This is a genomic window from Paramagnetospirillum marisnigri (assembly GCF_001650715.1).
GTDB classification, from domain to species: Bacteria; Pseudomonadota; Alphaproteobacteria; order Rhodospirillales; family Magnetospirillaceae; genus Phaeospirillum; species Phaeospirillum marisnigri.
Genome location: NZ_LWQT01000040.1, coordinates 74,587 through 98,726, shown reverse-complemented (window position 1 = coordinate 98,726; position 24,140 = coordinate 74,587). Strand labels below are relative to the sequence as shown.

At 65.8% G+C, this 24,140-nt stretch carries 25 protein-coding genes; 16 read left to right on the top strand and 9 right to left on the bottom strand.

The features are described 5' to 3' along the window. Window positions 1-82 precede the first annotated feature (82 nt). On the bottom strand, window positions 83-529 hold the full coding sequence (locus A6A04_RS04650; protein WP_068490384.1) for a hypothetical protein: 447 nt from the start codon (window positions 527-529) through the stop codon (window positions 83-85). A gap of 67 nt (window positions 530-596) precedes the next feature. Beyond that, window positions 597-1,070 carry a Holliday junction resolvase RuvX gene (gene ruvX / locus A6A04_RS04645; RefSeq protein ID WP_068490382.1) on the bottom strand — a complete coding sequence of 158 codons (474 nt, stop codon included), beginning with the start codon at window positions 1,068-1,070 and terminating at the stop codon, window positions 597-599. A 78-nt stretch (window positions 1,071-1,148) separates the two neighbouring features. On the opposite strand from ruvX, the gene A6A04_RS04640 reads away from it, so the two are divergent. After that, window positions 1,149-1,901 carry a tRNA-uridine aminocarboxypropyltransferase gene (locus A6A04_RS04640; RefSeq protein ID WP_068490380.1) on the top strand — a complete coding sequence of 251 codons (753 nt, stop codon included), beginning with the start codon at window positions 1,149-1,151 and terminating at the stop codon, window positions 1,899-1,901. On the opposite strand, the gene A6A04_RS04635 is transcribed toward A6A04_RS04640, so the two are convergent. Then, a complete protein-coding gene (locus tag A6A04_RS04635; RefSeq protein ID WP_068490378.1) occupies window positions 1,883-2,176 on the bottom strand; it encodes a hypothetical protein in 294 nt (97 codons plus the stop codon). The two genes, A6A04_RS04640 and A6A04_RS04635, sit on opposite strands and share 19 nt — an antisense overlap. A 239-nt stretch (window positions 2,177-2,415) precedes the next feature. Here A6A04_RS04635 and A6A04_RS04630 point away from each other — a divergent pair, with 239 nt between their 5' ends. Together A6A04_RS04630 and A6A04_RS04625 are read left to right on the top strand one after the other, a co-directional pair. After that, window positions 2,416-3,654 (top strand): DUF2325 domain-containing protein, encoded by a 1,239-nt coding sequence (locus A6A04_RS04630; RefSeq protein WP_068490376.1) that lies wholly within the window; start codon window positions 2,416-2,418, stop codon window positions 3,652-3,654. After that, window positions 3,651-4,070 carry a Fur family transcriptional regulator gene (locus tag A6A04_RS04625; RefSeq protein WP_068490375.1) on the top strand — a complete coding sequence of 140 codons (420 nt, stop codon included), beginning with the start codon at window positions 3,651-3,653 and terminating at the stop codon, window positions 4,068-4,070. The genes A6A04_RS04630 and A6A04_RS04625 overlap by 4 nt, the downstream gene beginning before the upstream one ends. On the opposite strand, the gene A6A04_RS22175 is transcribed toward A6A04_RS04625, so the two are convergent. Further along, on the bottom strand, window positions 4,036-4,173 hold the full coding sequence (locus tag A6A04_RS22175) for a hypothetical protein (protein ID WP_156612471.1): 138 nt from the start codon (window positions 4,171-4,173) through the stop codon (window positions 4,036-4,038). The two genes, A6A04_RS04625 and A6A04_RS22175, sit on opposite strands and share 35 nt — an antisense overlap. A gap of 187 nt (window positions 4,174-4,360) precedes the next feature. Here A6A04_RS22175 and bfr (A6A04_RS04620) point away from each other — a divergent pair, with 187 nt between their 5' ends. Both bfr (A6A04_RS04620) and bfr (A6A04_RS04615) read left to right on the top strand, forming a co-directional pair. Beyond that, window positions 4,361-4,849: a bacterioferritin gene (bfr, locus tag A6A04_RS04620; RefSeq protein ID WP_068490373.1), complete on the top strand. Its 489-nt coding sequence runs from the start codon at window positions 4,361-4,363 to the stop codon at window positions 4,847-4,849. Window positions 4,850-4,862: 13 nt separating this feature from the next. Next, the gene (gene bfr, locus A6A04_RS04615) at window positions 4,863-5,342 is read left to right on the top strand and encodes a bacterioferritin (RefSeq protein ID WP_068490371.1); all 480 of its coding nucleotides are present in this window, start codon (window positions 4,863-4,865) and stop codon (window positions 5,340-5,342) included. A 202-nt stretch (window positions 5,343-5,544) separates the two neighbouring features. On the opposite strand, the gene argJ is transcribed toward bfr (A6A04_RS04615), so the two are convergent. Then, window positions 5,545-6,777, bottom strand: coding sequence for a bifunctional glutamate N-acetyltransferase/amino-acid acetyltransferase ArgJ (argJ, locus tag A6A04_RS04610; RefSeq protein ID WP_068490369.1), 1,233 nt, complete (start codon window positions 6,775-6,777; stop codon window positions 5,545-5,547). Between the two features lie 85 nt (window positions 6,778-6,862). Further along, complete coding sequence (locus tag A6A04_RS04605; RefSeq protein WP_068490367.1) at window positions 6,863-7,708, bottom strand: peptidylprolyl isomerase; 846 nt, start codon at window positions 7,706-7,708, stop codon at window positions 6,863-6,865. 308 nt (window positions 7,709-8,016) lie between these two features. Between A6A04_RS04605 and gap the strand changes: the two genes are divergently transcribed. From gap to cobM, 3 genes are all read left to right on the top strand, one after another. Beyond that, window positions 8,017-9,015, top strand: coding sequence for a type I glyceraldehyde-3-phosphate dehydrogenase (gap, locus tag A6A04_RS04600; protein ID WP_068490365.1), 999 nt, complete (start codon window positions 8,017-8,019; stop codon window positions 9,013-9,015). A gap of 19 nt (window positions 9,016-9,034) precedes the next feature. After that, the gene (locus tag A6A04_RS04595; RefSeq protein WP_068490364.1) at window positions 9,035-10,288 is read left to right on the top strand and encodes a phosphoglycerate kinase; all 1,254 of its coding nucleotides are present in this window, start codon (window positions 9,035-9,037) and stop codon (window positions 10,286-10,288) included. A 90-nt stretch (window positions 10,289-10,378) separates the two neighbouring features. After that, a complete protein-coding gene (gene cobM, locus A6A04_RS04590) occupies window positions 10,379-11,143 on the top strand; it encodes a precorrin-4 C(11)-methyltransferase (protein WP_068490362.1) in 765 nt (254 codons plus the stop codon). Here cobM and A6A04_RS04585 read toward each other — a convergent pair whose 3' ends face one another. Further along, the gene (locus A6A04_RS04585; RefSeq protein WP_172822732.1) at window positions 11,144-12,757 is read right to left on the bottom strand and encodes a sensor histidine kinase; all 1,614 of its coding nucleotides are present in this window, start codon (window positions 12,755-12,757) and stop codon (window positions 11,144-11,146) included. Window positions 12,758-13,019: 262 nt separating this feature from the next. On the opposite strand from A6A04_RS04585, the gene cobA reads away from it, so the two are divergent. From cobA to A6A04_RS04565, 4 genes are all read left to right on the top strand, one after another. After that, entirely contained in the window at window positions 13,020-13,802 is a 783-nt protein-coding gene (gene cobA / locus A6A04_RS04580; protein WP_068490358.1) for a uroporphyrinogen-III C-methyltransferase, read from the top strand. Further along, window positions 13,799-14,554, top strand: coding sequence for a sulfite exporter TauE/SafE family protein (locus A6A04_RS04575; protein WP_156612470.1), 756 nt, complete (start codon window positions 13,799-13,801; stop codon window positions 14,552-14,554). Before cobA ends, A6A04_RS04575 begins: the two co-directional genes overlap by 4 nt. A gap of 130 nt (window positions 14,555-14,684) precedes the next feature. Continuing rightward, the gene (locus tag A6A04_RS04570; protein ID WP_407670239.1) at window positions 14,685-15,173 is read left to right on the top strand and encodes an SCO family protein; all 489 of its coding nucleotides are present in this window, start codon (window positions 14,685-14,687) and stop codon (window positions 15,171-15,173) included. Beyond that, window positions 15,173-16,492: a cobyrinate a,c-diamide synthase gene (locus A6A04_RS04565; RefSeq protein ID WP_068490353.1), complete on the top strand. Its 1,320-nt coding sequence runs from the start codon at window positions 15,173-15,175 to the stop codon at window positions 16,490-16,492. The genes A6A04_RS04570 and A6A04_RS04565 overlap by 1 nt, the downstream gene beginning before the upstream one ends. A gap of 6 nt (window positions 16,493-16,498) precedes the next feature. Here the strand turns inward: A6A04_RS04565 and A6A04_RS04560 are convergent, their stop codons facing one another. Beyond that, window positions 16,499-16,927 (bottom strand): bacteriohemerythrin, encoded by a 429-nt coding sequence (locus A6A04_RS04560; protein WP_068490351.1) that lies wholly within the window; start codon window positions 16,925-16,927, stop codon window positions 16,499-16,501. A 19-nt stretch (window positions 16,928-16,946) separates the two neighbouring features. Further along, window positions 16,947-19,745 carry an EAL domain-containing protein gene (locus A6A04_RS04555; RefSeq protein WP_156612469.1) on the bottom strand — a complete coding sequence of 933 codons (2,799 nt, stop codon included), beginning with the start codon at window positions 19,743-19,745 and terminating at the stop codon, window positions 16,947-16,949. 308 nt (window positions 19,746-20,053) lie between these two features. Here A6A04_RS04555 and A6A04_RS04550 point away from each other — a divergent pair, with 308 nt between their 5' ends. From A6A04_RS04550 to A6A04_RS04535, 4 genes are read left to right on the top strand one after another with little or no spacing between them, the layout of a single operon-like run. Next, complete coding sequence (locus A6A04_RS04550; RefSeq protein WP_068490347.1) at window positions 20,054-21,286, top strand: polyhydroxyalkanoate depolymerase; 1,233 nt, start codon at window positions 20,054-20,056, stop codon at window positions 21,284-21,286. Further along, the gene (locus tag A6A04_RS04545) at window positions 21,243-21,728 is read left to right on the top strand and encodes a YcgN family cysteine cluster protein (protein WP_068490345.1); all 486 of its coding nucleotides are present in this window, start codon (window positions 21,243-21,245) and stop codon (window positions 21,726-21,728) included. Before A6A04_RS04550 ends, A6A04_RS04545 begins: the two co-directional genes overlap by 44 nt. A 26-nt stretch (window positions 21,729-21,754) precedes the next feature. Further along, a complete protein-coding gene (locus A6A04_RS04540; RefSeq protein ID WP_068490342.1) occupies window positions 21,755-22,717 on the top strand; it encodes an L-threonylcarbamoyladenylate synthase in 963 nt (320 codons plus the stop codon). Next, the gene (locus A6A04_RS04535) at window positions 22,717-24,129 is read left to right on the top strand and encodes an FAD-binding oxidoreductase (RefSeq protein ID WP_068490341.1); all 1,413 of its coding nucleotides are present in this window, start codon (window positions 22,717-22,719) and stop codon (window positions 24,127-24,129) included. Before A6A04_RS04540 ends, A6A04_RS04535 begins: the two co-directional genes overlap by 1 nt. Window positions 24,130-24,140: the final 11 nt, after the last annotated feature.

Below are 24,140 nucleotides of genomic sequence, written 5' to 3'. Positions count from 1 at the left end.
CCCCCCCTCCCGGCCTCCCCCCTCCCGGCCTCCCCCCGCCAAGGCGGGGGGAGGAGCGTCTCCGTTTTCGCGCTCGGACACTCTACTCGGCGCAGATCGCCTTGCCCCCCTCCATCTTGCAGTCGGCGCGGATGCGCAGCGTCATGTCGTCGCCGCCATCATAGCTGCACACTACCCGGTTGATCCGGCCCTGGCGCGGCGCGAGGCCGACGCTTTGCAGCTTGGCGGATTTGTGCTGTTCGGCGCTGCGCGAGCAATGGAGATAGCCCTGGAACTCGCCCGCTTCCCACAGGGCGACATTCTTCAGCTTCTTGTAATTGTCCATGCTGACGCAAGTGTCGCCATCGGGATTGCTCTTGTCGTAGATGCGGGCATTATCGCCGCAATAGCCGTCGAAGCCCCATTTCAGCTCGGCCTCGCTGGGGCAGTCGCCCACCTGGACGGCGGTGGCCATGTCGGGACAGGCGACTTCCCCGGCCAGGGCGGGCAGGGACAAAAGACAACAGAATGTGAAGGCGTAACGGATCATGACCGACTTCCCCGGAAAGTGACCGGGGCAGTCTAGGCGGCTTGACGCCACCGCGACCTGACAAAGGTCAAGCGCCGAATGCGCGGCCCGAACTGTCCAACAGGCCTTGCAGGATATAGGCGGCGGCCATCTTGTCCACCACCTCGGCCCGGCGCTTGCGGGACGAATCCGCTTCCAGCAGGGTGCGGGTGACGGCGGCGGTGGACAGGCGCTCGTCCCAGAAGGCCATGGGCAGGTCGCGCAAGCGCAGCAGATTGACGGCGAAGGCGCGGGCAGACTGGCAGCGGGCGCCCTCGGCGCCGTCCATCTCCACCGGCAGGCCGAGGACCAGGCCGCCGACTCCGTGCTTGTCCACCAGGGCCAGCAGGTCGGTGGCGTCCTTGGTGAATTTGGCGCGGCGAATGGTGTCGAACGGGGTGGCGATAGTGCGGCTGACATCGGACAGGGCCAGGCCGATGGTCTTGGTGCCGAGGTCGAGCCCCATCAGCCGCTGGTCGCGGGAGAGGGCGGACAGGAGGTCGATTGGGTTGAGGATGGGCATGCCCCTGCTTGCGCCCCCGGGGCGGAAAAATCAAGCCGGGCGTTGCGTCGCCGGGGCAGGGCGGGCTACAACCCCGCCATGTCCGACACCGATCCCCCCGCCGAAGCCGCCCCCGTCGTCCCGCCCGCTCCCGCCGAGGCTGCCAGCGACTGCCCGTCTTGCCTGAAGCCGCCCGAGCTGTGCGTCTGCGACGGGGTCACGCCCCTGGACAACCGCATCGCCCTGCTGGTGCTGCAGCATCCGCAGGAGCAGGACAAGACCCTGGGCACCGCCCGCCTGCTGAGTCTGCACCTGACCAACGCGGTGATGAAGGTAGGGCTGTCCTGGCCCAGCCTGGCCAAGGCGCTGGGCCGCCCGGCCGATCCCAGGTCCTGGGCGGTGCTCTATCTCGGCTCGGCCGATGCCGCCCAACTGGCGCCGGGGCGCGAGGTGGTGGCGCTCACCGCCAAGGGTGAACTTTGCCCCGACCAGGACAAGGCCCTGGCCGGTATCGAAGGGGTGATCGTGCTGGATGGCACCTGGAGCCAGGCCAAGGCGCTGTGGTGGCGCAATCCCTGGGTGCTGAAATGCAAGCGGGTGATCCTGGGGCCGACGCGGCCGTCCCGCTATGGGCGGGTGCGGACCGAGCCCCGCGCCGACAGCCTGTCCACCATCGAGGCGGCCGGGCTGCTGCTGTCGCGGTTGGAGAAGCGACCGGAGATCGAGGTGGAATTGGATGCCACGTTCCAGCGCATGCTCGATGCGTTCAAGGCCGCGCGGGCCAAGCTACCAAAGCCAGCGGGGCCGAAGCGGCGTTACGTGCCCAGGGGGCGTCAGCGGCGGAAGGCGTAGCGCTTGGCGCGCTTGCGGCAGGCCACGGAGAGGGCGATGCCGGTCAGGCCGACGACGATCCAGGCTGGCATGTCCAGAATGGCGGCGGCAAGACGGTCGAGCAGGGCATGGCCCGCATCGGCGGTGTCGGGGGTGTGTCCGGCCAGCAAGGTGACCACGTCGGCGGTGACGATCCCGGCATATTCCACCGGTCCCAGGGCAAGCACGGCATCGGCCGACGCCATGATGACCGCCAAGCCAATCAGCAGCCACCCCGCCACACGTCCGAAAATCATGCGATCCCCCCTGCCGATCCGAGATTGTTTGATAATTGAATACAGGTTTGCTCTCAAGCGCTCTGGAATTCAACCGCTTTTCGGTGACATTGGTCAATTTCCCGTGAATTTTACCACTCAGGTCATGACCCGAGGCCAAACGGTCCATATGGGCGGCGAAACAGCCTCACTTTTGTCATAGTTGCGAATAAGTCGCAAAATTAATATCATCCTCCGCATCCCCTAGGCGGAGTTGCCCCATGTGCGAGCAGTGCATCCAGACGACCAGTGACTCTCCCGCCCTGCCACGTCGGCGGCTCAAGCTGTGGGAGATCGACAGCCAGTGGCACTGCACCATCATCGGGACCTGCCTGTCCCTGGGGGAACTGAAGGGGGCCGCCAGTCGCTTGCGGCTGCGGTTGCCGTCGGAGAAGCCCAGCGACCATGAGATCCATACCTCGATGATCGTGCTGATCGGTCGCGAGAAGCTGGTGGCCAAGATGTTGAACAAGATGCTGGATCGCAAGCATGCCGCCGCCATCGGCCGCTTCGCCCGGCTGGAGGGCGAGGCGGCCCTGGCCGAGGCCTGGCGCGACATGCTGGCCAAGGGAGACGTGGCCTCGGCCTGCTGGGCGGTGATGTCCCATCCCGAGACCGGCGAGAAGTTGCGGAACGAGGTGTTCGGCGATATCCACATGCTCTCGCATCAGGTGGGCGCCGCCAGCCGCGCCGATCTGCGCCAGGTTCACGCCCTGGAGCAGGAGAAATCGGAGCTGGAAGCGCGGCTGTCCCGCCAGCAGGAGCGCATGCGGAGCGAGATCGGACGGCGCAATACCATGATCCGCGAGATGCGTCGGCGGCTGGATGGCGAGATCGCCGAGGGACGTCGTCTCGCCCATGCCGCCCGCGCCGCCGAGGAGTTGGATCGCCTGCGGCTGATGATGTCCGATATCCAGGACCGCCTGGATCGTGAGCAGGACAGGCGTCGCAGTGCCGAAGGGCAGAAGCGCGATACCTTGCTCAAGCTGCGCGACCTGGGGGAACATCTCGCCCAGGTGCTGCAGGAAAGTACCGACCTGAAGGCGGAACTGGCGGCATCGGAAGCACGGCTGTCGCGGCAGTTGGACGGCGGCGACCGACTGGGCGAGTGCTCGGCCGACTGTGCCGGGTTGGATCTGTGCGGCCGCTGCATCCTGTTCGTGGGCGGCCGCAGCCAGCATGTGCCGCATTTCCGCAAGCTGGTGGAGGAGTGCAACGGCACCTTCGCCCATCACGACGGTGGCTTCGAGGAGAGCATGACCCGGTTGCACGGGCTGTTCGGCCGCGCCGACGCGGTGCTGTTCCCGGTGGACTGCGTCAGCCATTCCGCCCATGACGAGGTCAAACGCCTGTGCCGTCGATGGGAAAAGCCCTTCGTGCCGGTGCGTCACTCCGGTCTGGGAGCCTTCCTGAAGGCTTTGGCCAGCGTTGCGGCGCCCGAGGGCGGTATCGCCGGATGATCCAGCTTGCCCAGGAGACGGACGAGACGCGGCTGCGCCGCCTTGGCATTCGGCCGACCGCCCAGCGGCTGGCGGTCTACCGACTGCTGCGGGATCGCGCCGACAGCCACGTCACCCCCCAGGAAGCGTTCGATCTGGTCCGTGCCCAGGGGCTGCGCCTGACCCTGGGCACCATCTACAACGTATTGAACGAATTCGCCCGGGCCGGCGTGGTCAGCCGTATCGACATGGGTGAAAGGACATGCTTTTGCAGCAACCGCGCCCCCCATCATCACTTCCTGGATGAGGGCAGCAAGCGCCTGTTCGACATCACGGGCGAGCAGCCGGTGGTGAATCGCCTGCCCGCCATTCCCGAAGGAATGGAATTGACGGGGGTCGAGGTTATCGTGCGGATTCGTCCGCGGCGGGCGCCTTGACCGGAGCCAGGGGTTTCACCGGAACCGTGCGTCCGCGCTTGGCTTCCAGTTCCGCCAGCCAGCGCTGGATCATGGTGAGCGACAATCCCTTCCAGGCAAACATCCGCGGCTTCCTTCCTTGGCGAGACCCCAGTATATTTGCGAATGAAGGTGCGAAGCAATCGCAAACATGTCAGCATGAGAATAGGTCTTAGAAAACGAGCAAAGTTATTGATATTAAAAGATTTTTCTTGATGGCTCGATGGGGTCGGGCCACCATCGGCCCAGTTCATTTCTGAAGGAGTTCCCCCATGCAGGGCAGTGCCAAGGTCATCGCCAGCCTGAACGCGTTGCTGACCGGCGAGCTGACCGCCGCCGATCAGTATTTCATCCACTCCCGCATGCTGCAGAACTGGGGCTTCCAGGTTCTTTACCAGCGGATCGAGCACGAGCACCATGACGAGCTGGACCATGCCGACGCGCTGATCAAGCGCATCCTATTCCTCGAAGGCGTGCCCGACGTGGCCAGCCGGGCGGCGTTGAACGTGGGCGCCGATGTGCCTGCCATGCTGAAGAACGATCTGGCCTTGGAGATTTCCGTCGTGGCGGAACTGAAGGCCGCCATCGCCCTGTGCGAGATCGAGCGGGATTACGATACCCGGCGCATCCTGGTGAAGATGCTGGAGGACACCGAGGAAGACCATGCCCATTGGCTGGAAATCCAGATCGGCCTGATCGAGCGCCTGGGGCTCAAGAACTACCTGCAGTCCGCCGCGGGCGGCCTGTCATCGGCTAGCTGAGGGAGCGCGCGCCATGAAAGGGAACAAGACCGTCCTGGCTCAGCTCAACGCGGTTCTGAAGAACCAGTTGACCGGCATCAACCAGTATTTCCTGCACGCCCGCATGCTGAAGAACTGGGGCTTCCGCGCGCTCGGCAAGCACGAATACAAGGAATCCATCGAGGAGATGAAGAACGCCGACACGGTGATCGAGCGCATCTTGCTGCTGGAAGGCCTGCCCAATCTGCAGGACCTGGGCAAGCTACTGATCGGCGAGACGGTGCCCGAGATGCTGAAGAACGATTTGAAGATGGAACAGGCCTCCCACGGCCAACTGGTCAAGGCGGTGGCGGAATGCGAAAAGCACGCCGACTATGTCAGCCGTGACCTGCTCCAGGAGATCCTGGAGGAGGCGGAGGAGCGCATCGATTTCTACGAGACCCAGCTGACCCTGCTGGCCGATCTGGGCGAGCAGAACTACCTGCAATCGGCGGTGGGCGAGATCGAGGACTGATACCGGTTCGGGAGGAGGCGGGCGAGGGCGCCCGCGCTCCTTTCCGTAAAGGCCGCCGTGAAGATCTTAGAGTTTGTCGGGGTTTGGCGGACCCCATTTTCCCTTTCGTCACCCCCGGACTTGATCCGGGGGGCCATGGATGGCCGGGTCAAGCCCGGCCATGACAGGTAGAAAGGATGTGCCCACCAAACTCGGACAATAACTAAGTCCGATAGGACCCGTTGATGTCGATATAGGCGTGGGTCAGGTCGCAGGTCCACACCGTGGCGCTGCCCTTGCCGACGCCCACATCCACCTCGATGACGATATTCTGGCCCTTGAAATGGGCCGCCACCGGGGCTTCGTCATAGCCTTCGGCCATTTCGCCCTTGTCGGCCACCAGCACGCCGCCCATGCGGATGGACAGCTTGTCGCGATTGGCCTTCTCGCCCGCCTTGCCGACAGCGGCGACCACCCGGCCCCAATTGGCGTCCTCGCCCGCGATGGCGGTCTTGACCAGCGGCGAATTGGCGATGGCGAGGCCGATCTTGCGGGCGGCCTTGCGGCCCGCCGCGCCGGAGACGGTGATGGCGACGAATTTGGTGGCGCCCTCGCCGTCACGGACCACCTGGTGGGACAGGTCCAGCAGCAGATCGAACAGCTTGGCCTTGAAATCGGCCAGCCGCTTGTCCTTGGCGTCCTTGATCACCGTGTTCCCTGCCTTACCGGTGGCGAACAGCATCAAGGTATCGCTGGTGGAGGTGTCGCTGTCCACGGTGATGCAATTGAAGGAGCGGTCGACGCCCTTGGCCAGCAGATCCTGCAGCACCTCGGCGGGCAGGGCGGCATCGGTGAAGACATAGGACAGCATGGTGGCCATGTCCGGCGCGATCATGCCCGCGCCCTTGGCGATGCCGTTGATCCGCACCGTGGTGCCATCGATCACGGCGGTGCGGGTGGCGCCCTTGGGATAGGTATCGGTGGTCATGATGGCGCTGGCGGCCTCGGCCCAGGCGTCGGGCTTCAGCTTGGCCCGGGCGTCGGCCAGGGCGGCGGTGATCTTCTCGTCGGGCAGCCGCACGCCGATGGTGCCGGTCGACGCGATGAACACCTCGGCGGGCTTGCAGCCCGCCAGGGCGGCGGCCTTGTCGACGGTGCGCTTGACCGAGGCCACGCCCACCGAACCGGTGAAGGCGTTGGCATTGCCGGAATTGACCACCAGCACCCGGCCGCGTCCCTTGGCTGCCAGGGCCTGGCGGCACCATTCCACCGGCGCCGAGGCGGTCAGCGACTTGGTGAACACACCGGCCGCCGTGGTGCCTTCGTCCATTTCCACCAGCAGCAGGTCGGTGCGTCCGGCATAGCGCACGCCGCAGGCATGGCTGGCAAGGCGAATGCCGTCGATCACCGGCATGGCGGGGAAGGCGGCGGGAGCAAGCGGGGAGATGGCGGTCATGGCGTGGTTCCACGGGCTGGAAATGGATCGGGACTCCGCCGCCTGGATACTCGAATCCAGGCGATGGAGTCCCGCGACAGGAATGTTACTGCTGCTTGGGGGCCTCGCCCAGCGGGGTGCCGTCGGGCTTGAAGCGCTTGATCTTGGCCTTCTCGCGCAGGTCCATCACCAGCTTCTGCTGGATTTCCTCGCCGATCTGCTGGGCCAGGATGGGCTTGGCCTGATCATAGGGCGGCAGGGTGGCCATGCGCTTGTCCTCGACCTTGATGATGTGATAGCCGAACTGGCTCTTCACCGGGGTCTTGGAGACTTCGCCCGGCCGCATGGCGAAGGCGGCGGTGGCGAATTCCGGCACCATGGCCTTCTGGACGAAATAGCCGAGATCGCCGCCCTGTTGGCCCGATCCCGAATCCTTGGAACGCGACCGGGCCAGTTCGGCGAAGTCGGAACCGCGGTTCAGTTCGGAGATGATGGACTTGGCGGCTTCCTCGGTGTCCACCAGGATGTGCCGCGCGCGCACTTCCTCGCTCGGGACGAATTCCTTGGCGGCCTTGTCATAGCGGGCCTTCAGCGCCGTTTCCGAGATGGAGGGCCGCACCTTCTTCTGCATATAGGCCTGGGTGACCATCTGCATCTCGATCCGCTTCAGGGCGGCGCGGATTTCCGGATCGGCGTCCATCTTGTCTTTCTTGGCCTGCTCATAGACCAACTGGTTATTGATCACCACTTCCAGCATGACCTCATAGGGCGCCTGGGCGGCCTGGGGGCCCATCTGGCGGGCGAAGTCGGCCAGCGACGACAGCTTCACATCGGTGCCGTTGACATTGGCGACCACCGTGTTCTTCTGGTCGGCGGCGAAAGCGGGGCTGGCGGCGAACCCGGCCGCCAGGGCGAGGGCAAGAACCGAGCAGCGCGCGAACAGCGTCTTCATGGGCGATCCATCCTTCCGGTCGAATGGCCAGGAGCGCCCGTGCACTCCAACGGCCAAGACATCAATGCAGGGTATGAAGCACAACGAAGGCGGTCGCACAAGAGTCCGGTTGGGGCACCCCAGGATTGCGGTTGGGGCATGGCGGAAATCCACTCTCGACGAGCACTGGATTTGAGGCGGACTCTGTGCAATATGGTTGCCCGACTTCGCAGGCCTGGGCGCGCGTCATCCGCGCGCCGGCGCCATCCATCCAGCCCATCGCCAGGGCGAGCCTGCCTTAACGTCATTCGGACCAAGTGGAGGGTATTATGACTGTTCGCGTTGGCATCAACGGTTTCGGCCGCATTGGTCGCATGGTTTTCCGCGCCGTGGCCAAGGAATTCCCTGGGATCGAGATCGTCGGCATCAACGACCTCCTGGAGCCCGAATACCTCGCCTATATGCTGAAGTATGACTCGGTGCATGGCCGTTTTCCCGGCGAGATCAAGGTCGAGGGCGATATCCTGACCGTCAACGGCAAGCCCGTCCTGCTGACCCAGGTCAGGGACCCGGCCGAGCTGAAGTGGGGCGAGTTGGACGTGGACGTGGTCATCGAGTCCACCGGCCTGTTCCTGGATGCCGCCAGTGCCGAAAAGCACATCAAGGCGGGCGCCAAGAAGGTGCTGATGTCGGCTCCGTCCAAGGACGAGACCCCCATGTTCGTCTATGGCGTCAACCACGAGAAGTATGCGGGCGAGAAGATCGTCTCCGCCGCGTCCTGCACCACCAACTGCCTGGCCCCCGTCGCCAAGGTGCTCAACGACAACTGGGGCATCAAGCGCGGCCTGATGACCACCGTGCACGCCGCCACCGCCACCCAGAAGACCGTGGACGGCCCGTCGTCCAAGGATTGGCGCGGCGGCCGCGGCATCCTGGAAAACATCATTCCGTCCTCCACCGGCGCCGCCAAGGCGGTGGGCAAGGTGCTGCCCGAGCTGAACAAGAAGCTGACCGGCATGGCCTTCCGCGTTCCCACCTCGGACGTCTCGGTGGTCGATCTCACCGTCGAGCTGAACAAGGACGCCGACTACAAGGACATCTGCAAGGCCATGAAGGCGGCGTCGGAAGGCGCCCTGAAGGGCGTGCTGGGCTATACCGAGGACAAGGTGGTCGCCACCGACTTCGTCGGCTGCAACCTGCCCTCCATCTTCGACGCCGATGCCGGTATCGCGCTGGATTCCACCTTCGTCAAGGTGGTGACCTGGTACGACAACGAATACGGCTATACCTGCAACATGCTGCGTTTCCTGAGCCATATCGCCAAGTAGCAAGCCGGAGGATCGGTCCATGTTCCTGACCATCGACAAGCTCAACGTCAAGGGCAAGCGGGTGCTGGTGCGCGCCGACCTCAACGTCCCCTCCAAGGACGGCAAGGTCACCGACACCACCCGCATCGACCGCTCGGCCGCCACGCTCACCGAGCTGGCGGCCAAGGGGGCCAAGGTAATCGTTCTCACCCATTTCGGCCGTCCCAAGGGTCGGGAGGAGAAGTATTCCCAGAAGCTCCTGGTCGAACCGCTGTCCAAAGCGGTGGGCAAGTCGGTGGCGTGGGCCGACGACTGCATCGGCGAGGCGGCGGAAAAGGTCATCGCCGCCATGGCCGAGGGCGATATCGCCCTGCTGGAAAACGTCCGCTTCCATCCGGAAGAGGAAAAGAACGACTTCGGTTTCGCCAAGGCGCTGTCGGCCCTGGGCGACATCTATGTCAATGACGCCTTCTCCACCGCCCACCGGGCCCATGCCTCCACCGAGGGCCTGGCCCATATGCTGCCCGCCGCCGCCGGTCGCCTGATGCAGGCCGAGCTGGAAGCGCTGGGCAAGGCCTTGGAGCATCCGGAAAAGCCGGTGGCCGCCATCGTCGGCGGCGCCAAGGTGTCCACCAAGCTGGACCTGCTGGGCAATCTGGTGGCCAGGGTGGACTACCTGATCATCGGCGGCGGCATGGCCAACACCTTCCTGTTCGCCCAGGGCAAGAGCGTCGGCAAGTCGCTCTGCGAGAAGGAGATGGCCGATACCGCCCGGACCATCCTGGAAAAGGCCAAGGCCGCCAACTGCCATATCGTGCTGCCCACTGACGCGGTGGTGGCCGCCGAGTTCGCCGAGAATGCCCCCAACAAGGTGGTGTCGGTGGACGCGGTTCCCGACGACATGATGATCCTGGACGCCGGTCCCGCCTCGGCCGAGGCGGTGATCGACCGTCTGGGCGGTTGCAAGACCCTGGTGTGGAACGGTCCCTTCGGCGCCTTCGAGATCAAGCCGTTCGACGCCGCCACCAACGCGGTGGCCCAGTGGGCGGCCGAGCGCACCAAGCAGGGCAAGCTGCTGACCGTGGCGGGTGGTGGTGACACCGTTTCCGCTCTGGCCAAGGCCGGGGTCGAGGACAAGTTCTCCTATGTCTCCACCGCGGGTGGCGCCTTCCTGGAATGGCTGGAAGGCAAGGAACTGCCCGGCGTCGCGGCGCTGCGCATCATTCCGGCCAAGACCGGTGGCGGCGGCTGTGGCTGCGGCGGCGGTGGCGGTGGTGGTGGCGGCTGCCACTGACGGACCAGTGTATCGTCATGGCCGGGCTTGACCCGGCCATCCTTGGACCCCCGGATCAAGTCCGGGGGTGACGATTTTCAGGGGACATTCATGACCGTCCATTTCATCGGCGCCGGGCCGGGTGCCCCCGATCTCATCACCGTGCGGGGGTTGCGGCTGATCCAGTCCTGCCCGGTGGTGCTCTATGCCGGGTCGCTGGTGCCGCCCGAGATCGTGGCCGAGGCCGCGCCGGGTGCCCGGGTGGTGGATACCGCGCCGCTGGACCTGGACGCCATCATCGCCGAGATCGCCGAGGCCCATGCCAAGGGGTTGGACGTGGCCCGGGTCCATTCCGGCGATCCTTCGCTGTATGGTGCCATCGCCGAGCAGATGCGCCGGCTGGACGCGCTGGGCATCGCCTATGACGTGACGCCGGGAGTGCCCGCCTTCGCCGCCGCCGCCGCCGCGCTCGCCACCGAGCTGACCCTGCCCGATGTCAGCCAGACGGTGATCCTGACCCGCACGGCGGTGCGCTCCTCGGCCATGCCCAATAACGAGGACCTGGCCACCCTGGGCAAGAGTGGCGCCACCTTGGCCATCCATCTGTCGGTGACCAATCTGGCCCATGTGGTCAAGGAACTGAGCCCGCTTTACGGTGATGACTGCCCGGTGGTGGTGGCCTTCCGGGTGGGCTGGCCCGATCAAAGCTTCCTGCGCGGCACCCTGGGTGATATCCGCGACAAGGTGAAGGCGGCGGGCTTGACCCGCACCGCCCTGATCCTGGTGGGGCGTGTGCTGGGAGAGGGAACCGAGTTCACCGATTCCCGCCTCTATGCCGCCGATCACACCCATGTGCTGCGGCCGGGCAAGGGCTGATCAATCGCTTTTGGGCAAGGTGATCTCGACGGTGGTGCCTTCCCCGTCCCGGCTGAGGATGGTGAGCGTGCCGCAGTGCAACTCGGCCAGCGCCCGTGAGATGGGCAGGCCCAGACCGACCCCCTGATACCGGCGGGTGTCGGAGTTGTCCAACTGCTGGAAGGGGTGGGTCACCCGCTCCAAGTCGTCCTCGGGAATGCCGATGCCGGTATCGGATACGGTGATTCGCACCTGATGGGGCGAGGATTCGACCGCCGCCACGCTGACCGCCCCACCTTCGGCGGTGAACTTGAAGGCATTGTCGAGGATGCTGGACAGGATGGTCTCAAGGCCATCGGGGTCGGCCTGCACCATGGGCAAATCGCGCTGGATGGTCAGGGTCAGGGTGATGCTGGCGCGCTGGGTGCGCCACCTTCGACACAGGCGGGTCAGGATGGGGGCGAGATCGACCGGCCGCAGCGATAACTGGCGTGCGCCCCGCTCCAGCCGCGCCATGTCCAGCACCTGATTGACGGTGGCCAGCAGATGCTGGCCCGCGTGGTGGATGTCGTCCACATAGCCGCGGTGGCTGTCACCCAGCGGCCCGCCCAGTCCCTGCAGCATGCCTTCGGAAAAGCCGAGAACCGCGTTCAGCGGCGTGCGCAATTCGTGCGACATGTTGGCGAGGAATTGCGACTTGGCCCGGTTGGCGGCTTCGGCCCGTTCCAGCGCCGCCATCAGCCCGGCCAAGGTCCGGTGCTGGCGGTTGGATACCTGCTGCAGGCGGAACGCCCCCAGCAAGATCACCAGATTGGTGAGCAGGGTGATCAGCACCGTCCATCGGGTGCGTTCTTCCCAACTGGCATAGATGGTGTCGGTCAACATGGTCACCAGCACCGCCACCGGATAGTTCTTCAAGATGCGGAACGATACCAGATGATCCAGGCCATCGGCGGGCGATGGCCGGATGGATGTTTCACCGGTGACCATCCGAGTCTGGTTGACCGGGAGAATCATGCGGCCCACCCAGAACTTCTCGGGATCGGACGAGGCCAGCACCAGATCGTCGGCATTGACCACGATCACCTCGCCACCGGGGCCGAGATCGATGGTCTTGTAGAAACTCGACAAGGCGTCCGATGACATGGCGGCCACCACCACGCCGATGAACTGACCATCGCGGTCGGACAGGCGTCGGGACAGGGGAATGACCCAACTGTTGGACACCGGGCTGAAGACCGGCGGCGACAGCAGCACCTTGTCGCCCGGAGTTTCGCGGTGGCGACGGAAATAGGAGGCGCCGGACATGCCCAGCGTCTCGGGTGCCAACGAGTCGGACCCGTTGATCGCAATGCCATCGGCGTTGGTGAAGCGGATGAAGTCCAGCTTCGGCGTGACGGTCTTGCGTCGCACCAGGATTCGGCTCAATTCGGGATTGCCGGGCTGAAGCGAAAGGGGATAGAGGCCGACGGTTTCCAGCACCCCGTACATCATGCGGTCGATGACGCCGATGGAATGCTCGGCGTAGGCTTCCACCAGCTTGCTCGCGGTTTCAGTGGCCCTGGTCGCCTCGGCCATGGCATCGGCCCGAAGCTTCCACAACACGGTGGCGACACCGATGTCGAGGCTTAGCACCACGCCAAGAGCCGCGGCAATCCAAGGATAAGGACCAAGCCGCATCAACCCCTCACCCCCAAGGTGGTTTCGTCGGGAACAGGCTTCCCCTCTTTCACAGTATGGCCCGTGGGGTCGAGACTTGCCAGTGACACCAGACCAAAGCCATGCATGGGCCCCTGCCAAAAGGTCTTGGCTTGGAACAGGGGGGACGGCCGATTCGCGGCCAGCCTTACGGAAAATACATGAGGCCGATTCCGGTCCGAACCCTATACTGCCCGCCATGTTTGACCTTTCAGTCGATCTGGCCCCGTTCGAGGCGGGGACTGTGTGGCTGGTCGGCGCCGGACCCGGCGATCCCGGCCTGCTGAGCCTGCTTGCCTTACACGGGCTTCGCCATGCCGACCATGTGATCTGCGACGCGCTGGTGGATGCGCGCATCATCGCCCTGGCCCGGCCCGGCGCGGTGGTCGAGGCCATGGGCAAGCGCGGCGGCCTGGAGTCGGTGCCTCAGTCGGACATCACCGCCCGGCTGGTTGAACTGGCGCGCCAGGGGGTGCGGGTCCTTCGCCTGAAGGGTGGCGATCCCTTTGTCTTCGGTCGCGGCCCGGAAGAGGCGCTCGCCCTGGCGGCGGCCGGAATCCCCTTCCGGGTGGTGCCCGGCATCACCGCCGGCATCGGTGGCCTAGCCTATGCCGGGATTCCCGTCACCTCGCGCGATACCAATTCGGCGGTGGCCTTCGTCACCGGCCATGGCGCCGATGGTGAACTGCCCGACGAATTCGACTGGGACTCCCTGGCGCGCGGCGCGCCGGTGATGGTGTTCTATATGGGGCTGAAGCATCTCGACCGATTGGCGGCGCGACTGCTGGCGGCGGGGCGACGGCCCGATGAGCCGGTGGCGGTGGTGTGCCGGGCCGCGACCCCGGACCAGACCGTGCTGGAGTCCCGCCTGGGCTCGGTGGCGGCGGATGTGGCGGCGGCGGGGTTGAAGCCGCCCGCCGTGGTGGTGCTGGGCGGCGTGGTTGCGCTTCGTGACCGCTTGGACTGGTGGATTCCGTCATGAGCGATCTGGGCGGTCTGCTGCATGCCGGACTCGATGTCTGCCGGGTGGGGATCGACGGCCGCGAGGGGCTGATCGGTGGTTTGTTCCTGACCGGGCTGGTGGGCAGCCTGACCCATTGTTCCGGCATGTGCGGTCCCTTCGTGCTGGCCCAGGTGGCGGCGCGGCTGGAGGCGATCCCGTTGAGCCGTCTCAGCGAGGCGCGGCGACTGGCCGGGGCGGCGCTGGTTCCCTATCACCTGGGGCGCGGCGCCACCTATGGCCTGTTGGGGGCGGCGGCGGCGGGTTTTTCCGGCATCCTGGGCGGCGGGACGAGCTTTCGCATGCTGGGGGCGGGGTTGCTGAGCCTGGCCGCGCTGCTGTTGCTGGCCTTGACCATCCCGGCCTTCAAGGGGCTGGCCGGGGGTGGGGAAAGCGCCTGGGGCGCCCGCGTCGGCCGCCTGGCGGCGCCGTTATTCTCGACCCCGTTCGGCCTGCGTGGTTTCGCCTTGGGAGTCATGCTGGGATTCATTCCCTGTGGCCTGCTGTATGCGGCCTTGGCGGCGGCGGCGGCGGGTGGTAATCCGGTGGCCGGAGGATTCGGGATGCTGGCCTTCTGGGCGGGCACGGTTCCCATGCTGGTGGCGGTGGCGGCGGTGGGGCATGCCGCCGTGGGGCGCTGGCGGAGTGTCATGGCGCATCTGGCGCCGGGCTTGCTGATTGTGAATGCGGGCGTGCTGGGCTTCATGGCCTGGCAACTGGTCAACGCCCCCTGAGGACGGAGTGGGAGCCATGAAATTTTCCAAGACCCTGTTGGCCCTGATGGGCGTCATCGTGGTGGCCTTCGTGGTCATCGGCGTCCGCCTGGTGGTCTGGAGCGGCCAGTCCAGTTCCGACGGCAAGGCCATTCCCGCCATCGGCGGCCCCTTCGCCCTGACCGACCAGACCGGCAAGGCCGTCTCGGACCGCGACTTCCGCAATCGCTACATGCTGATCTTCTTCGGCTATACCTATTGCCCGGATGTCTGCCCCACCACCCTGTCGACGGTGGCGGGCGCGCTCGACAAGCTGGGGCCGGGCTTTGCCGCCAAGATGGTGCCCATCTTCATCACCATCGACCCCGAGCGCGATACGTCGGAGGTGATGAAGACCTATGTGGAGGCCTTCAATCCCGCCATCCAGGGCCTGACCGGCTCGCCGGAGCAGATCGCCAAGGTGGCCAAGGAATTCAAGGTCTATGCCGCCAAGGTCAAGGGCGACTCGCCCGACAGCTATACCGTCGACCATTCCGCCATCCTCTATCTGATGGGGCCTGACGGGCGCTTCATCGCCCATTTCACCCATGGCATCTCGGTGGATGATCTGGTGGCCGGGCTGAGAAAGCATATCGGATAGTGACCCGGGGCCTGATCATCGCGGCGCCGTCCTCGGGCAGCGGCAAGACCTCCGTTACCCTCGGCCTGCTGCGCCTGTTGGCGGGCAGGGGCTTCGCCGTGGCCTCGGCCAAGGTGGGGCCGGATTATATCGACCCCGCCTTTCATGCTAGCGCCTCGGGGCGGCCCTGCTTCAACCTGGACAGTTGGGCCATGCGGCCGCAAACAGTGGCCGGGCTGGCGGGACGGCTGGCCCAGGGCGCCGAGCTGCTGATTTGCGAAGGCGTCATGGGGCTGTTCGACGGGGCTTTCGTCCCGGTGGGCCAGCCCGACGGCAGCACCGCCGACTTGGCCTGCCTCACCGGCTGGCCGGTGGTGATGGTGATCGACGGACGTGGCATGACCGGCTCGGCGGCGGCGGTGCTGGCGGGGTTCGCCTGCCTGCGGCCCGGCGTGCGGGTCGCGGGGGTGGTGTTCAACCGGGTGATGGGCGAGCGCCACAAGGCCGCCATCGCCGAGGCCTGCCGTGCCGCCTGTCCCGAGGTGCGGCTGCTGGGTTTCCTGCCGCCCGACCCCGGGCTGGAAATTCCCTCGCGCCATCTGGGGCTGGTGCAGGCCTGCGAGCGGACCGACCTACCCGCCTTCCTGGATGGCGCCGCCGAGTTGGTGGGGCGTCACCTGGATCTGGACGGGCTGATGGAGCTGGCGGAACCGTCATGTCTGGCCGCCGGGCCGCCTTCGCCGCCGCTGGCACCGCCGGGGGGCCGCATCGCGGTGGCGTCGGATGCCGCCTTCGCCTTTTGCTACGCTTCGGTGCTGGAGGGCTGGCGCGATGCGGGGGCGGAGGTCATGCCCTTCTCGCCGCTGGCCGATCAGGCGCCCGACCCATCCGCCGACGCGGTCTATCTGCCGGGCGGCTATCCCGAGCTGCATGCCGGACGTCTGGCGGGCAATGCCGGTTTCCTGGGGGGGCTGCGCGCCGCTGCGGCGCGCGGCGCGGCGGTGTTCGGCGAATGCGGCGGCTATATGGTGCTGGGCCGGGGGCTGGAGGACGCCAAGGGCGAGCGCCACGCAATGGCCGGTCTGCTGGGGCTGGAGACCAGTTTCGCCAAGCGGAAGATCCATCTGGGCTATCGTCGCGCCCGCCTGCTGGCCGCTGGGCCGGTGGGGCAGGCGGGCCAGGGCTTTCGCGGCCATGAATTCCACTACGCCACGGTCCTGTCCGAGGCGGGATCGCCCCTGTTCCACATCCAGGACGCCGCCGGGACCGCGCTGGGGACATGCGGTCTGGCGGCGGGACCGGTGGCCGGGTCCTTCATCCATCTGATCGACAGAACATAGCCGCGGCTACCGGCTGGTCAGGAAGGCGCCCAGCTTCTTGTCGGTGTTGAGGATGTGGTTCACCAGCCAGTTGTTGAGGAAGGACAGCAGGTCGTCGCGGGGAATGCGGTTGCCCGCCTTGATCTGGTTGCGGACCTCGACCACCTTGGCCGAGAACGACCGGTGCTGCTGCAGATGGGTTTCCGCCTCTTGCGGGCGGGCCTCGGCATAGTTGGAATCCTGCATCAGCTGCTCTTCGGTCTCGAAGTGATAGAGGGCGTAGCTGAGCAGGTCGCGGGTGATCTGTTCCAGGACTTCGAACGAGGTCTCGTCGGTCAGGCTCAGATTGGCCTCGTTCAGGGTGTTGACCAGGATCCGGTGCTGTTCGTCCATATCCGCCACGCCGGTGGTCAGATTGTCGTCCCAGTTGATCAGTCTCGCATCGGTCGCGGCCATGACGTCTTTCTCCAGGTTCCTAGGGGGGCGTTGGGAGGTGGCGGGGTTGGGATACGGTTCCCCTGACCCGTCGCAGGGCGTCGATCAGGCCGTCGCGGGCCAGGATCAGATCGCCGACCGTGGCGTGAACGGCGGCGGTATCGCCGGATCGGGCCTGGGCCAGGAGCTTGATGCCAAGTTCGTGCAGGACGGTATGCTGGGCCTCGATGTCGCCGAAGGTCTTGTAGCCGCCGAAATTCTTGAAGCCGCCGCCGTAATACCACTCCCCGAAGCGGCAGGCCCGATGGTCGGTCGAGGGCGGCGGCTCGCCCTGGTCCCCCTCGGCATAGGCGATCAGCCGGTCGACCCAGTGTCGATGATTGGCTTCGGCCAGCAGCAGCTGGAATTCAGCCCGGTTGGGCCGCCCGGTCGAGGCCAGCTTCCAGCGGGGATCGGGGGTGAACTGGCGAACCCAGTCCTGGAAGGAATCCGGCGGCAGCGGCCGGGACAGGCCAAAACCCTGCATGTTGTCGCAGCCCAGTTCCAGCAGCATCAGGATCTGGTCGATGCTTTCCACGCCCTCGGCGACGATATCGCAGCGGAAGGCCTGGGCCATGCCGACCACGCCCTCGACGATGGCCAGGTCCATGGAATCGTCCAGCATGTCGGCGATGAAGGTCTGGTCGATCTTCAGGGCGGCGGGGGCAAGGCGTTTCAGATGGATCAGCGAGGAATAGCCGGTGCCGAAGTCGTCGAGGGAAAAGCGGATGCCGAGGCGCTGGCAGGCGGTGACGATATCGGCCACCGCGTTGATGTCATCCAGGGCGGCGGTCTCGACGATTTCCAGTTTCAGATGGCGGACGGTTTCCGGCGGATAGGGAGCCAGCAGCCGGTCGAGATGGTCGAGGAAGTCACGCTGGTGCAATTGCCGGGCGGAGATGTTCACCGCCACGTCCATCTCCAGCCCTGTGACCCGCCAGGCCTCGATCTGAGCCAGGGCATCGGCGATGGTGCGCTCGCCCAGTTGCACGATCAGGTCGTCATGCTCGATCAGGGGCAGGAACTCGCCGGGCGCCAGCAATCCCATCAGCGGGTGGTTCCAGCGTACCAATGCCTCGGCCGCCCTGACCCGGCCCCGGCGGCAATCCACCAGCGGCTGATAATGCAGCAGGAACTGGCCGCTCTCGATGGCGCTCGCCATCTTGCGGATGGCGGTGGAATTGGCCTTGCGGCGCTGGTCGGCGGAGGGGTCGAACAGGGCATAGCAATTCTTGCCCGACTGCTTGGCCTTGTACATGGCCTGGTCGGCGTGACGCAGCAGCACATCGGCGTCGACACCGTCATTGGGGAACAAGGTGACGCCGATGCTGGCCGAGACCCGGACGGTGGCGCCAGAGACCTGATAGGGGCTGGATATGGCCTTGAGGATGCGCTGCAGCGCCACTTCGTATTCGTGGGTTGTTTCGATCCCCCCCAGCAACAGGGCGAATTCGTCGCCTCCCAGCCGGGCGGCGGTGTCCTCGGCCCGGATATTCTCCAGCAGTCGGCGGGCCACCTCGCGCAGCAACTGGTCGCCGGCCTTGTGCCCGTGGGTGTCGTTGATGGGCTTGAACCCGTCCAGGTCCAGCATGCAGATGGCCAGCGAGCCGTTGCTGCGGCGGGTGGCGGCCATGGCGAGGCGCATGCGGTCCGCCAGCATCAGCCGGTTGGGCAACTGGGTCAGGGAGTCGAAATGGGCCAGGCGTTGCAGATGGCGTTCCTGCTCGACCACCTTGGAGACATCGCGGAACAGCATGACCGCACCACTGGCCCTTCCCGACTCGCCCTTGGGGGTGACCACGTATTCCACCGGGAAGACGCCGCCATCCTGGCGGCAGAACTGGCCCGATCGACGCTCCCCCGGCTTTCCCTCGGTCACGGCCTTGACGATGTCGCACTCCGCGACGCCGTGGGGGGCGGCGGAAAGGGAGTGGTGGAACAGGGCATGGGCGTCGCGGCCGATAGTGGCGTCCGCGTCGCAGCCGATCAGCTCGATCGCGGCGGGATTGATGAAGGTCACCCGCGCCTGCCCGTCGAAGCCGACGATGCCTTCACCCGCCGCGTCCAGCAGATGGCGCAGGGTTTCCTTCTGCTCGCGCAGGCTTTCCCGGCTGCCTTCCAACTCGCGGGTCTGGCTGCGCAGCACATGGTCGGCGCGCCGGATCACCAGCACCAGGGCCAGATACAGGCAAAGAAAGCAGGCCAGGATGAGAAGGGTCGCCTTGAGGGTCGATTCCGAAAGGCGCTCGCGGGTGGCGGTGACGTCGGAATAAAGCTCGAAAATGGCTTCGATCTCGCCGCTCTGCCCCCGCAGCGGAAGATAGGTTTCCACCACCCAGCGATCATTCACCGGATCTCCAAAGCCCTCGAAATGGGGCTTGTGGGCCAGGACGCTGGAAATCCGACCGGCCAGGGCGGCCCGCAGCAGGAGGTTGGCGGAATCGGATTGACCGATTTCGCCCGGTTGAGGCGAATACAGGATCGAACCATTGGCGTCGAAGATCTTGATCTTGAGAATGGGCTGGCCGCCGATCATGGAACGCAGCGCGATGTCCAGCGCCCGAACCTCGCCTCGATTCCGGCGTTCGCCAGGGGGGGCATGCCCCAGGGCCGATACCATGGGCAACAAATTCTTCCAGAAGGTGCCCGTGAATGAATCGGCGATATGGCGGTTGCCGTCCTCGGCCAATGCCACATGCTCGCGGGTCTGGTCCCAATGATACGCCTGGGCCAGCAATACCGCCGACAACAGCACCATGACGGCACTGACCATGGAAAAATGCCGAAGCAGGCGAAACACCAAACGGGTTCCTTGGATGGATTTAGTGTTATTCCAATAATATGGCAGCAGTGTATCGGCAATAAGAAAGCGGTGTCCATCTCAGGTTGACCGGACCTGGAGGCCGCCGCTACTGCAGATTTCCATTATTAAGAACTGCTCCGGGAGGCTTCTGTCAGCATCGCTGGTCGCCGATGGCGCGGAGGATCAGGGATGGATTCGGGTCAAGCAAAAATACGCATCAAAATGCGCAATAATTTTGTTGCGTGGTTTCTGATGCGGCGGTAACAAAATCGTCATTCTTATTCTTTCGTAGGGACCCGCCGGGAATGCTCTACCACCTGCATGAGATCCAGCATCACGCTTTCACCCCCATGCGGCTGATGGCCGAAGCCGTGCGCACCACGTACAGCCATCCCTGGATGCCCTTGGCCTATACCCGCCTGGGCCGCGCGGTGGCGGCGGGGGCGGAACTGATCGAGCGCTCGACCCGCCGTTTCGGCAAGCCCGCCTTCAACCTGCCTTTCACCATGGTAGCGGGCGAAAGAGTGGCGGTGACGGAAGAGGTGGTCCACGAGACGCCGTTCTGCGAGCTGCTGCATTTCCGCCGTGCCGTCGAGGACCGCAAGGACCCCAAGGTTCTGGTGGTGGCGCCCATGTCGGGCCATTTCGCCACCCTGCTGCGGGGCACGGTCGAGACCCTGCTGCACGAGCATGACGTCTACATCACCGACTGGGTCGATCCGCGCCATGTGCCGCTGGACCAGGGCGACTTCACCCTGGACTGCTATATCGATCTGGTGACGGAACTGCTGAGCGTCCTGGGGCCCGATACCCATATCGTGGCGGTGTGCCAGCCCTCGGTGCCGGTGCTGGCGGCGGTGTCGCTGATGGCGGCGGCGGATCATCCCTGCCAGCCGCGCTCCATGACCCTGATGGGCGGGCCGGTGGATACCCGGGCCAATCCCACCAAGGTCAACGAGATGGCGACCAGGAAGCCGTTTTCCTGGTTCGAGAAGACGGTGATTCATACCGTTCCCATGAACCATGCCGGGCGCGGCCGTCGGGTTTATCCCGGCTTTCTCCAGCTTCAGGGCTTCATGAGCATGAATCTGGAACGCCATGTGGGCGAACATATGAAGCTGTTCCAGAACATGGTGCGGGGCGACGGCGATTCCGCCGAGGAGCATCGCGCCTTCTACGACGAATATCTGGCGGTGATGGACCTGCCGGCCGAGTATTACCTGGAAACCATCCGCAAGGTGTTCCAGGAACATCACCTGCCACGCGGCATCATGGTATCGCGCGGGCGCAAGGTGGATCCCTCGCATATCCGCAAGACCGCCTTGATGACGGTGGAGGGGGAAAAGGACGACATTACCGGCGTCGGCCAGACCAAGGCGGCCCATGCGCTGTGCTGTAACCTTCCGGAAAGCAAGCAACGCTACCATCTTCAGCCCAAGGTCGGCCATTATGGTGTTTTCAATGGCCGCCGCTGGCGAGAAGAGGTCTATCCCCATGTCCGCGAGTTCATCCGCGCCCAAGCCCACGCCCACGACTGAGCCCAGGACCGAGCCGCCGTTCTGGCACATCACGCCGCTCTCGGCCATGAACCGGGAGCAGTGGGAGTCCCTGTGCGACGGCTGCGGCCGTTGCTGCCTGCACAAGGTCGAGGACGCCGATACCGGCCAGGTGCACTATACCGAGGTCGCCTGTCGCCTGCTCAACATCGGCACCGCCAAGTGCAAGAACTATGCGGCGCGCTGGGACCAGGTGCCCGACTGCGTCGAACTGTCGGCCACGGTGCTGAAACATATCGGCTGGCTGCCGTCCACCTGCGCCTATCGGGTGCTGGCCGAGGGCAAGCCGCTGGCCTGGTGGCATCCGCTGGTGTCCGGCGATCCCGATACCGTCCACCGCGCCGGGATTTCGGTGCGTGGCCGTGTCATCACCGAGTCCAAGGCCGACCTGCTGGACTACCACATCGTCACTTGGCCAGAATGAATATCTCGAATGACGGGGGGTGTCGCATGGCGCTTGAGCATTTCCCCATTCGTGATGCCACTCCCGAGGCCATCGCCGAGGCGGCCCGGCGGCTGCGCGACGGCAAACTGGTGGCCTTTCCCACCGAGACCGTCTACGGCCTGGGCGGCGACGCCACCTGCGACCGGGCGGTGGCCGCCATTTTCGAGGCCAAGGGCCGCCCCAGCTTCAATCCGCTGATCGCCCATGTGGCCTCGGTGGAGCAGGCCGCCGAACTGGTGGAGATGACCCTGGACGCCCAGCGTCTCGCCGCCCGCTTCTGGCCCGGGCCGCTGACCCTGGTGCTGCCGCGCAAGGCCGACTCGCCGGTATCGCTGCTGGCTTCCGCCGGTCTGGATTCGGTGGCGGTGCGCATGCCCGACCATGCCGTCGCCCTCGACCTGATCCGTGCCACCGGGCGGCCGCTGGCGGCGCCCAGCGCCAATCGCTCGGGCGCGGTCAGCCCCACCACCGCCCATCATGTGGCCCAGTGCCTGGGCGAGCGGGTCTCGCTGATCCTGGATGGCGGCCCTTGTCGGGTGGGGGTTGAATCCACCGTGATCGACCTGTCGGGCGAGCGGCCCGCCTTGCTGCGTCCCGGCGGCATCGCGGTGGAAACCCTGGAAGCGGTGTTGGGCGTGGTGCTGCCCCATGCCGCCCATGATCCCACCGCGCCGCGCTCGCCCGGCCAGTTGGACAGCCACTACGCCCCCGGCCTGCCGGTGCGGCTGGAGGCCGAGCGGGCCGAGGCGGGCGAGGCGCTGCTGGGTTTCGGATCGATGGAGGCCACCCTCAACCTGTCGCCCTCCGGTGATCTGGAAGAGGCGGCGGCCAATCTGTTCGCCATGCTGCGCGCCCTTGACCGGCCCGAATATTCCGCCATCGCGGTGTCGCCCATTCCCCAGTGGGGTCTGGGTCTCGCCATCAACGACCGCCTGCGCCGGGCAGCGGCGCCGAGGACTTCTCCGTGATGACCCTGTTAGACCAAGTGTGCTCCATCGTCGGCCCCGGCAATGTGCTGACCGCTGCCGCCGACCAGGAATCCTATCTGGAGGAGGAGCGGGGGTTGTATCACGGCGCCGCCCTGGCGGTGGTGCGGCCCGGCTCCACCGAGCAGGTGGCGGCGGTGGTCAAGGCCTGCGCCGAGGCCGGAATTCCCATGGTGCCCCAGGGCGGCAATACCGGATTGTGCGGCGGCGGCGTGCCGTCCGAGGACGGGCGTTCGGTGGTGATCTCCACCGAGCGGCTGAACCGCATCCGCGCCGTGGATGCGGTGGACTTCACCCTGACCGCCGAGGCGGGCTGCGTGCTGGCCTCGCTCCAGCAGGCGGCGGACGACGCGGGCTGCCTGTTTCCCCTCAGCCTGGGGGCCGAGGGCTCGTGCCGCATCGGCGGCAATATCTCGACCAATGCCGGCGGCACCAATGTGCTGCGCTATGGCAATACCCGCGATCTGGTGCTGGGCCTCGAAGTGGTGCTTCCCGACGGCCAGATCTGGAACGGGCTGAAGAGCTTGCGCAAGGACAATACCGGTTATGCCCTGCAGCATCTCTTCATGGGCGCCGAGGGCACGCTGGGCATCGTCACGGCGGCGGTGCTGAAGCTGTTCCCCCGCCCCGCCGACATCCAGACCGCCCTGGTGGCCATTCCCGATCCCGATGCCGCCCTGCACCTGCTGGGGCGGGCGAGGCGGGCCAGCGGCGACGCGGTCACCGCCTGCGAACTGATCCCCCGCATCGGCCTGGAGTTGGGCGTCCGCCATGTGCCCGGGGTTCGCGATCCCTTCGATGCCGCCCATCCCTGGTATCTGTTGCTGGAACTGTCGTCATCGCGGCCGGGCGGCCTGCGCGAAGCCTTGGAGGATCTGCTGGCGGCGGCCTTCGAGGACGGGCTCGCTTTGGACGCGGTGCTGGCGGAAAGCGGCGACCAGCGTCTGGCTTTCTGGCGCCTGCGCGAGGCGATTCCCGAGGCGCAGAAAAAGGAAGGCGGCTCCATCAAGCACGACGTCGCCGTGGCGACATCGAAAGTGCCCGAGATGATCCGCCGCTGCACCGTGGCGGTGGAGGAAGCGCTGTCCGGCGTCCGGGTGGTGGCGTTTGGCCATCTCGGCGATGGCAACACCCATTTCAACCTGACCCAGCCGGTGGATGCCGACCGCCAGGCCTTCCTGGCCGACTGGGGGCGGATGAATCGCATCGTCCACGACATCGTGGTGGAGATGGGCGGGTCCATCTCGGCCGAGCATGGGATCGGTCGCCTCAAGGTTGAGGAACTGGCCCATTACAAAGCGGCCGTGGACATTGACCTGATGCGCCGCATAAAGTCGGCCTTCGACCCCCGGGGGCTGATGAATCCCGGCAAGGTCGTCCCCCCCTTGCCCTGAGGTCCTGTCGC

Bases quoted from the DNA above. Each gene is read 5' to 3' on its own strand.
- A6A04_RS04550 (WP_068490347.1), top strand. From the start codon at position 20,054: ATGCTCTACCACCTGCATGAGATCCAGCATCACGCTTTCACCCCCATG.
- A6A04_RS04560 (WP_068490351.1), bottom strand. From the start codon at position 16,927: ATGGCCGCGACCGATGCGAGACTGATCAACTGGGACGACAATCTGACC.
- ruvX (WP_068490382.1), bottom strand. From the start codon at position 1,070: ATGCCCATCCTCAACCCAATCGACCTCCTGTCCGCCCTCTCCCGCGAC.
- A6A04_RS04540 (WP_068490342.1), top strand. From the start codon at position 21,755: ATGGCGCTTGAGCATTTCCCCATTCGTGATGCCACTCCCGAGGCCATC.
- bfr (WP_068490373.1), top strand. From the start codon at position 4,361: ATGCAGGGCAGTGCCAAGGTCATCGCCAGCCTGAACGCGTTGCTGACC.
- A6A04_RS04635 (WP_068490378.1), bottom strand. From the start codon at position 2,176: ATGATTTTCGGACGTGTGGCGGGGTGGCTGCTGATTGGCTTGGCGGTC.
- A6A04_RS04605 (WP_068490367.1), bottom strand. From the start codon at position 7,708: ATGAAGACGCTGTTCGCGCGCTGCTCGGTTCTTGCCCTCGCCCTGGCG.
- A6A04_RS04630 (WP_068490376.1), top strand. From the start codon at position 2,416: ATGTGCGAGCAGTGCATCCAGACGACCAGTGACTCTCCCGCCCTGCCA.
- A6A04_RS04650 (WP_068490384.1), bottom strand. From the start codon at position 529: ATGATCCGTTACGCCTTCACATTCTGTTGTCTTTTGTCCCTGCCCGCC.
- A6A04_RS22175 (WP_156612471.1), bottom strand. From the start codon at position 4,173: ATGTTTGCCTGGAAGGGATTGTCGCTCACCATGATCCAGCGCTGGCTG.
- A6A04_RS04640 (WP_068490380.1), top strand. From the start codon at position 1,149: ATGTCCGACACCGATCCCCCCGCCGAAGCCGCCCCCGTCGTCCCGCCC.
- bfr (WP_068490371.1), top strand. From the start codon at position 4,863: ATGAAAGGGAACAAGACCGTCCTGGCTCAGCTCAACGCGGTTCTGAAG.
- A6A04_RS04595 (WP_068490364.1), top strand. From the start codon at position 9,035: ATGTTCCTGACCATCGACAAGCTCAACGTCAAGGGCAAGCGGGTGCTG.
- A6A04_RS04625 (WP_068490375.1), top strand. From the start codon at position 3,651: ATGATCCAGCTTGCCCAGGAGACGGACGAGACGCGGCTGCGCCGCCTT.
- gap (WP_068490365.1), top strand. From the start codon at position 8,017: ATGACTGTTCGCGTTGGCATCAACGGTTTCGGCCGCATTGGTCGCATG.
- A6A04_RS04535 (WP_068490341.1), top strand. From the start codon at position 22,717: ATGACCCTGTTAGACCAAGTGTGCTCCATCGTCGGCCCCGGCAATGTG.
- A6A04_RS04575 (WP_156612470.1), top strand. From the start codon at position 13,799: ATGAGCGATCTGGGCGGTCTGCTGCATGCCGGACTCGATGTCTGCCGG.
- argJ (WP_068490369.1), bottom strand. From the start codon at position 6,777: ATGACCGCCATCTCCCCGCTTGCTCCCGCCGCCTTCCCCGCCATGCCG.
- A6A04_RS04545 (WP_068490345.1), top strand. From the start codon at position 21,243: ATGTCCGCGAGTTCATCCGCGCCCAAGCCCACGCCCACGACTGAGCCC.
- cobM (WP_068490362.1), top strand. From the start codon at position 10,379: ATGACCGTCCATTTCATCGGCGCCGGGCCGGGTGCCCCCGATCTCATC.
- cobA (WP_068490358.1), top strand. From the start codon at position 13,020: ATGTTTGACCTTTCAGTCGATCTGGCCCCGTTCGAGGCGGGGACTGTG.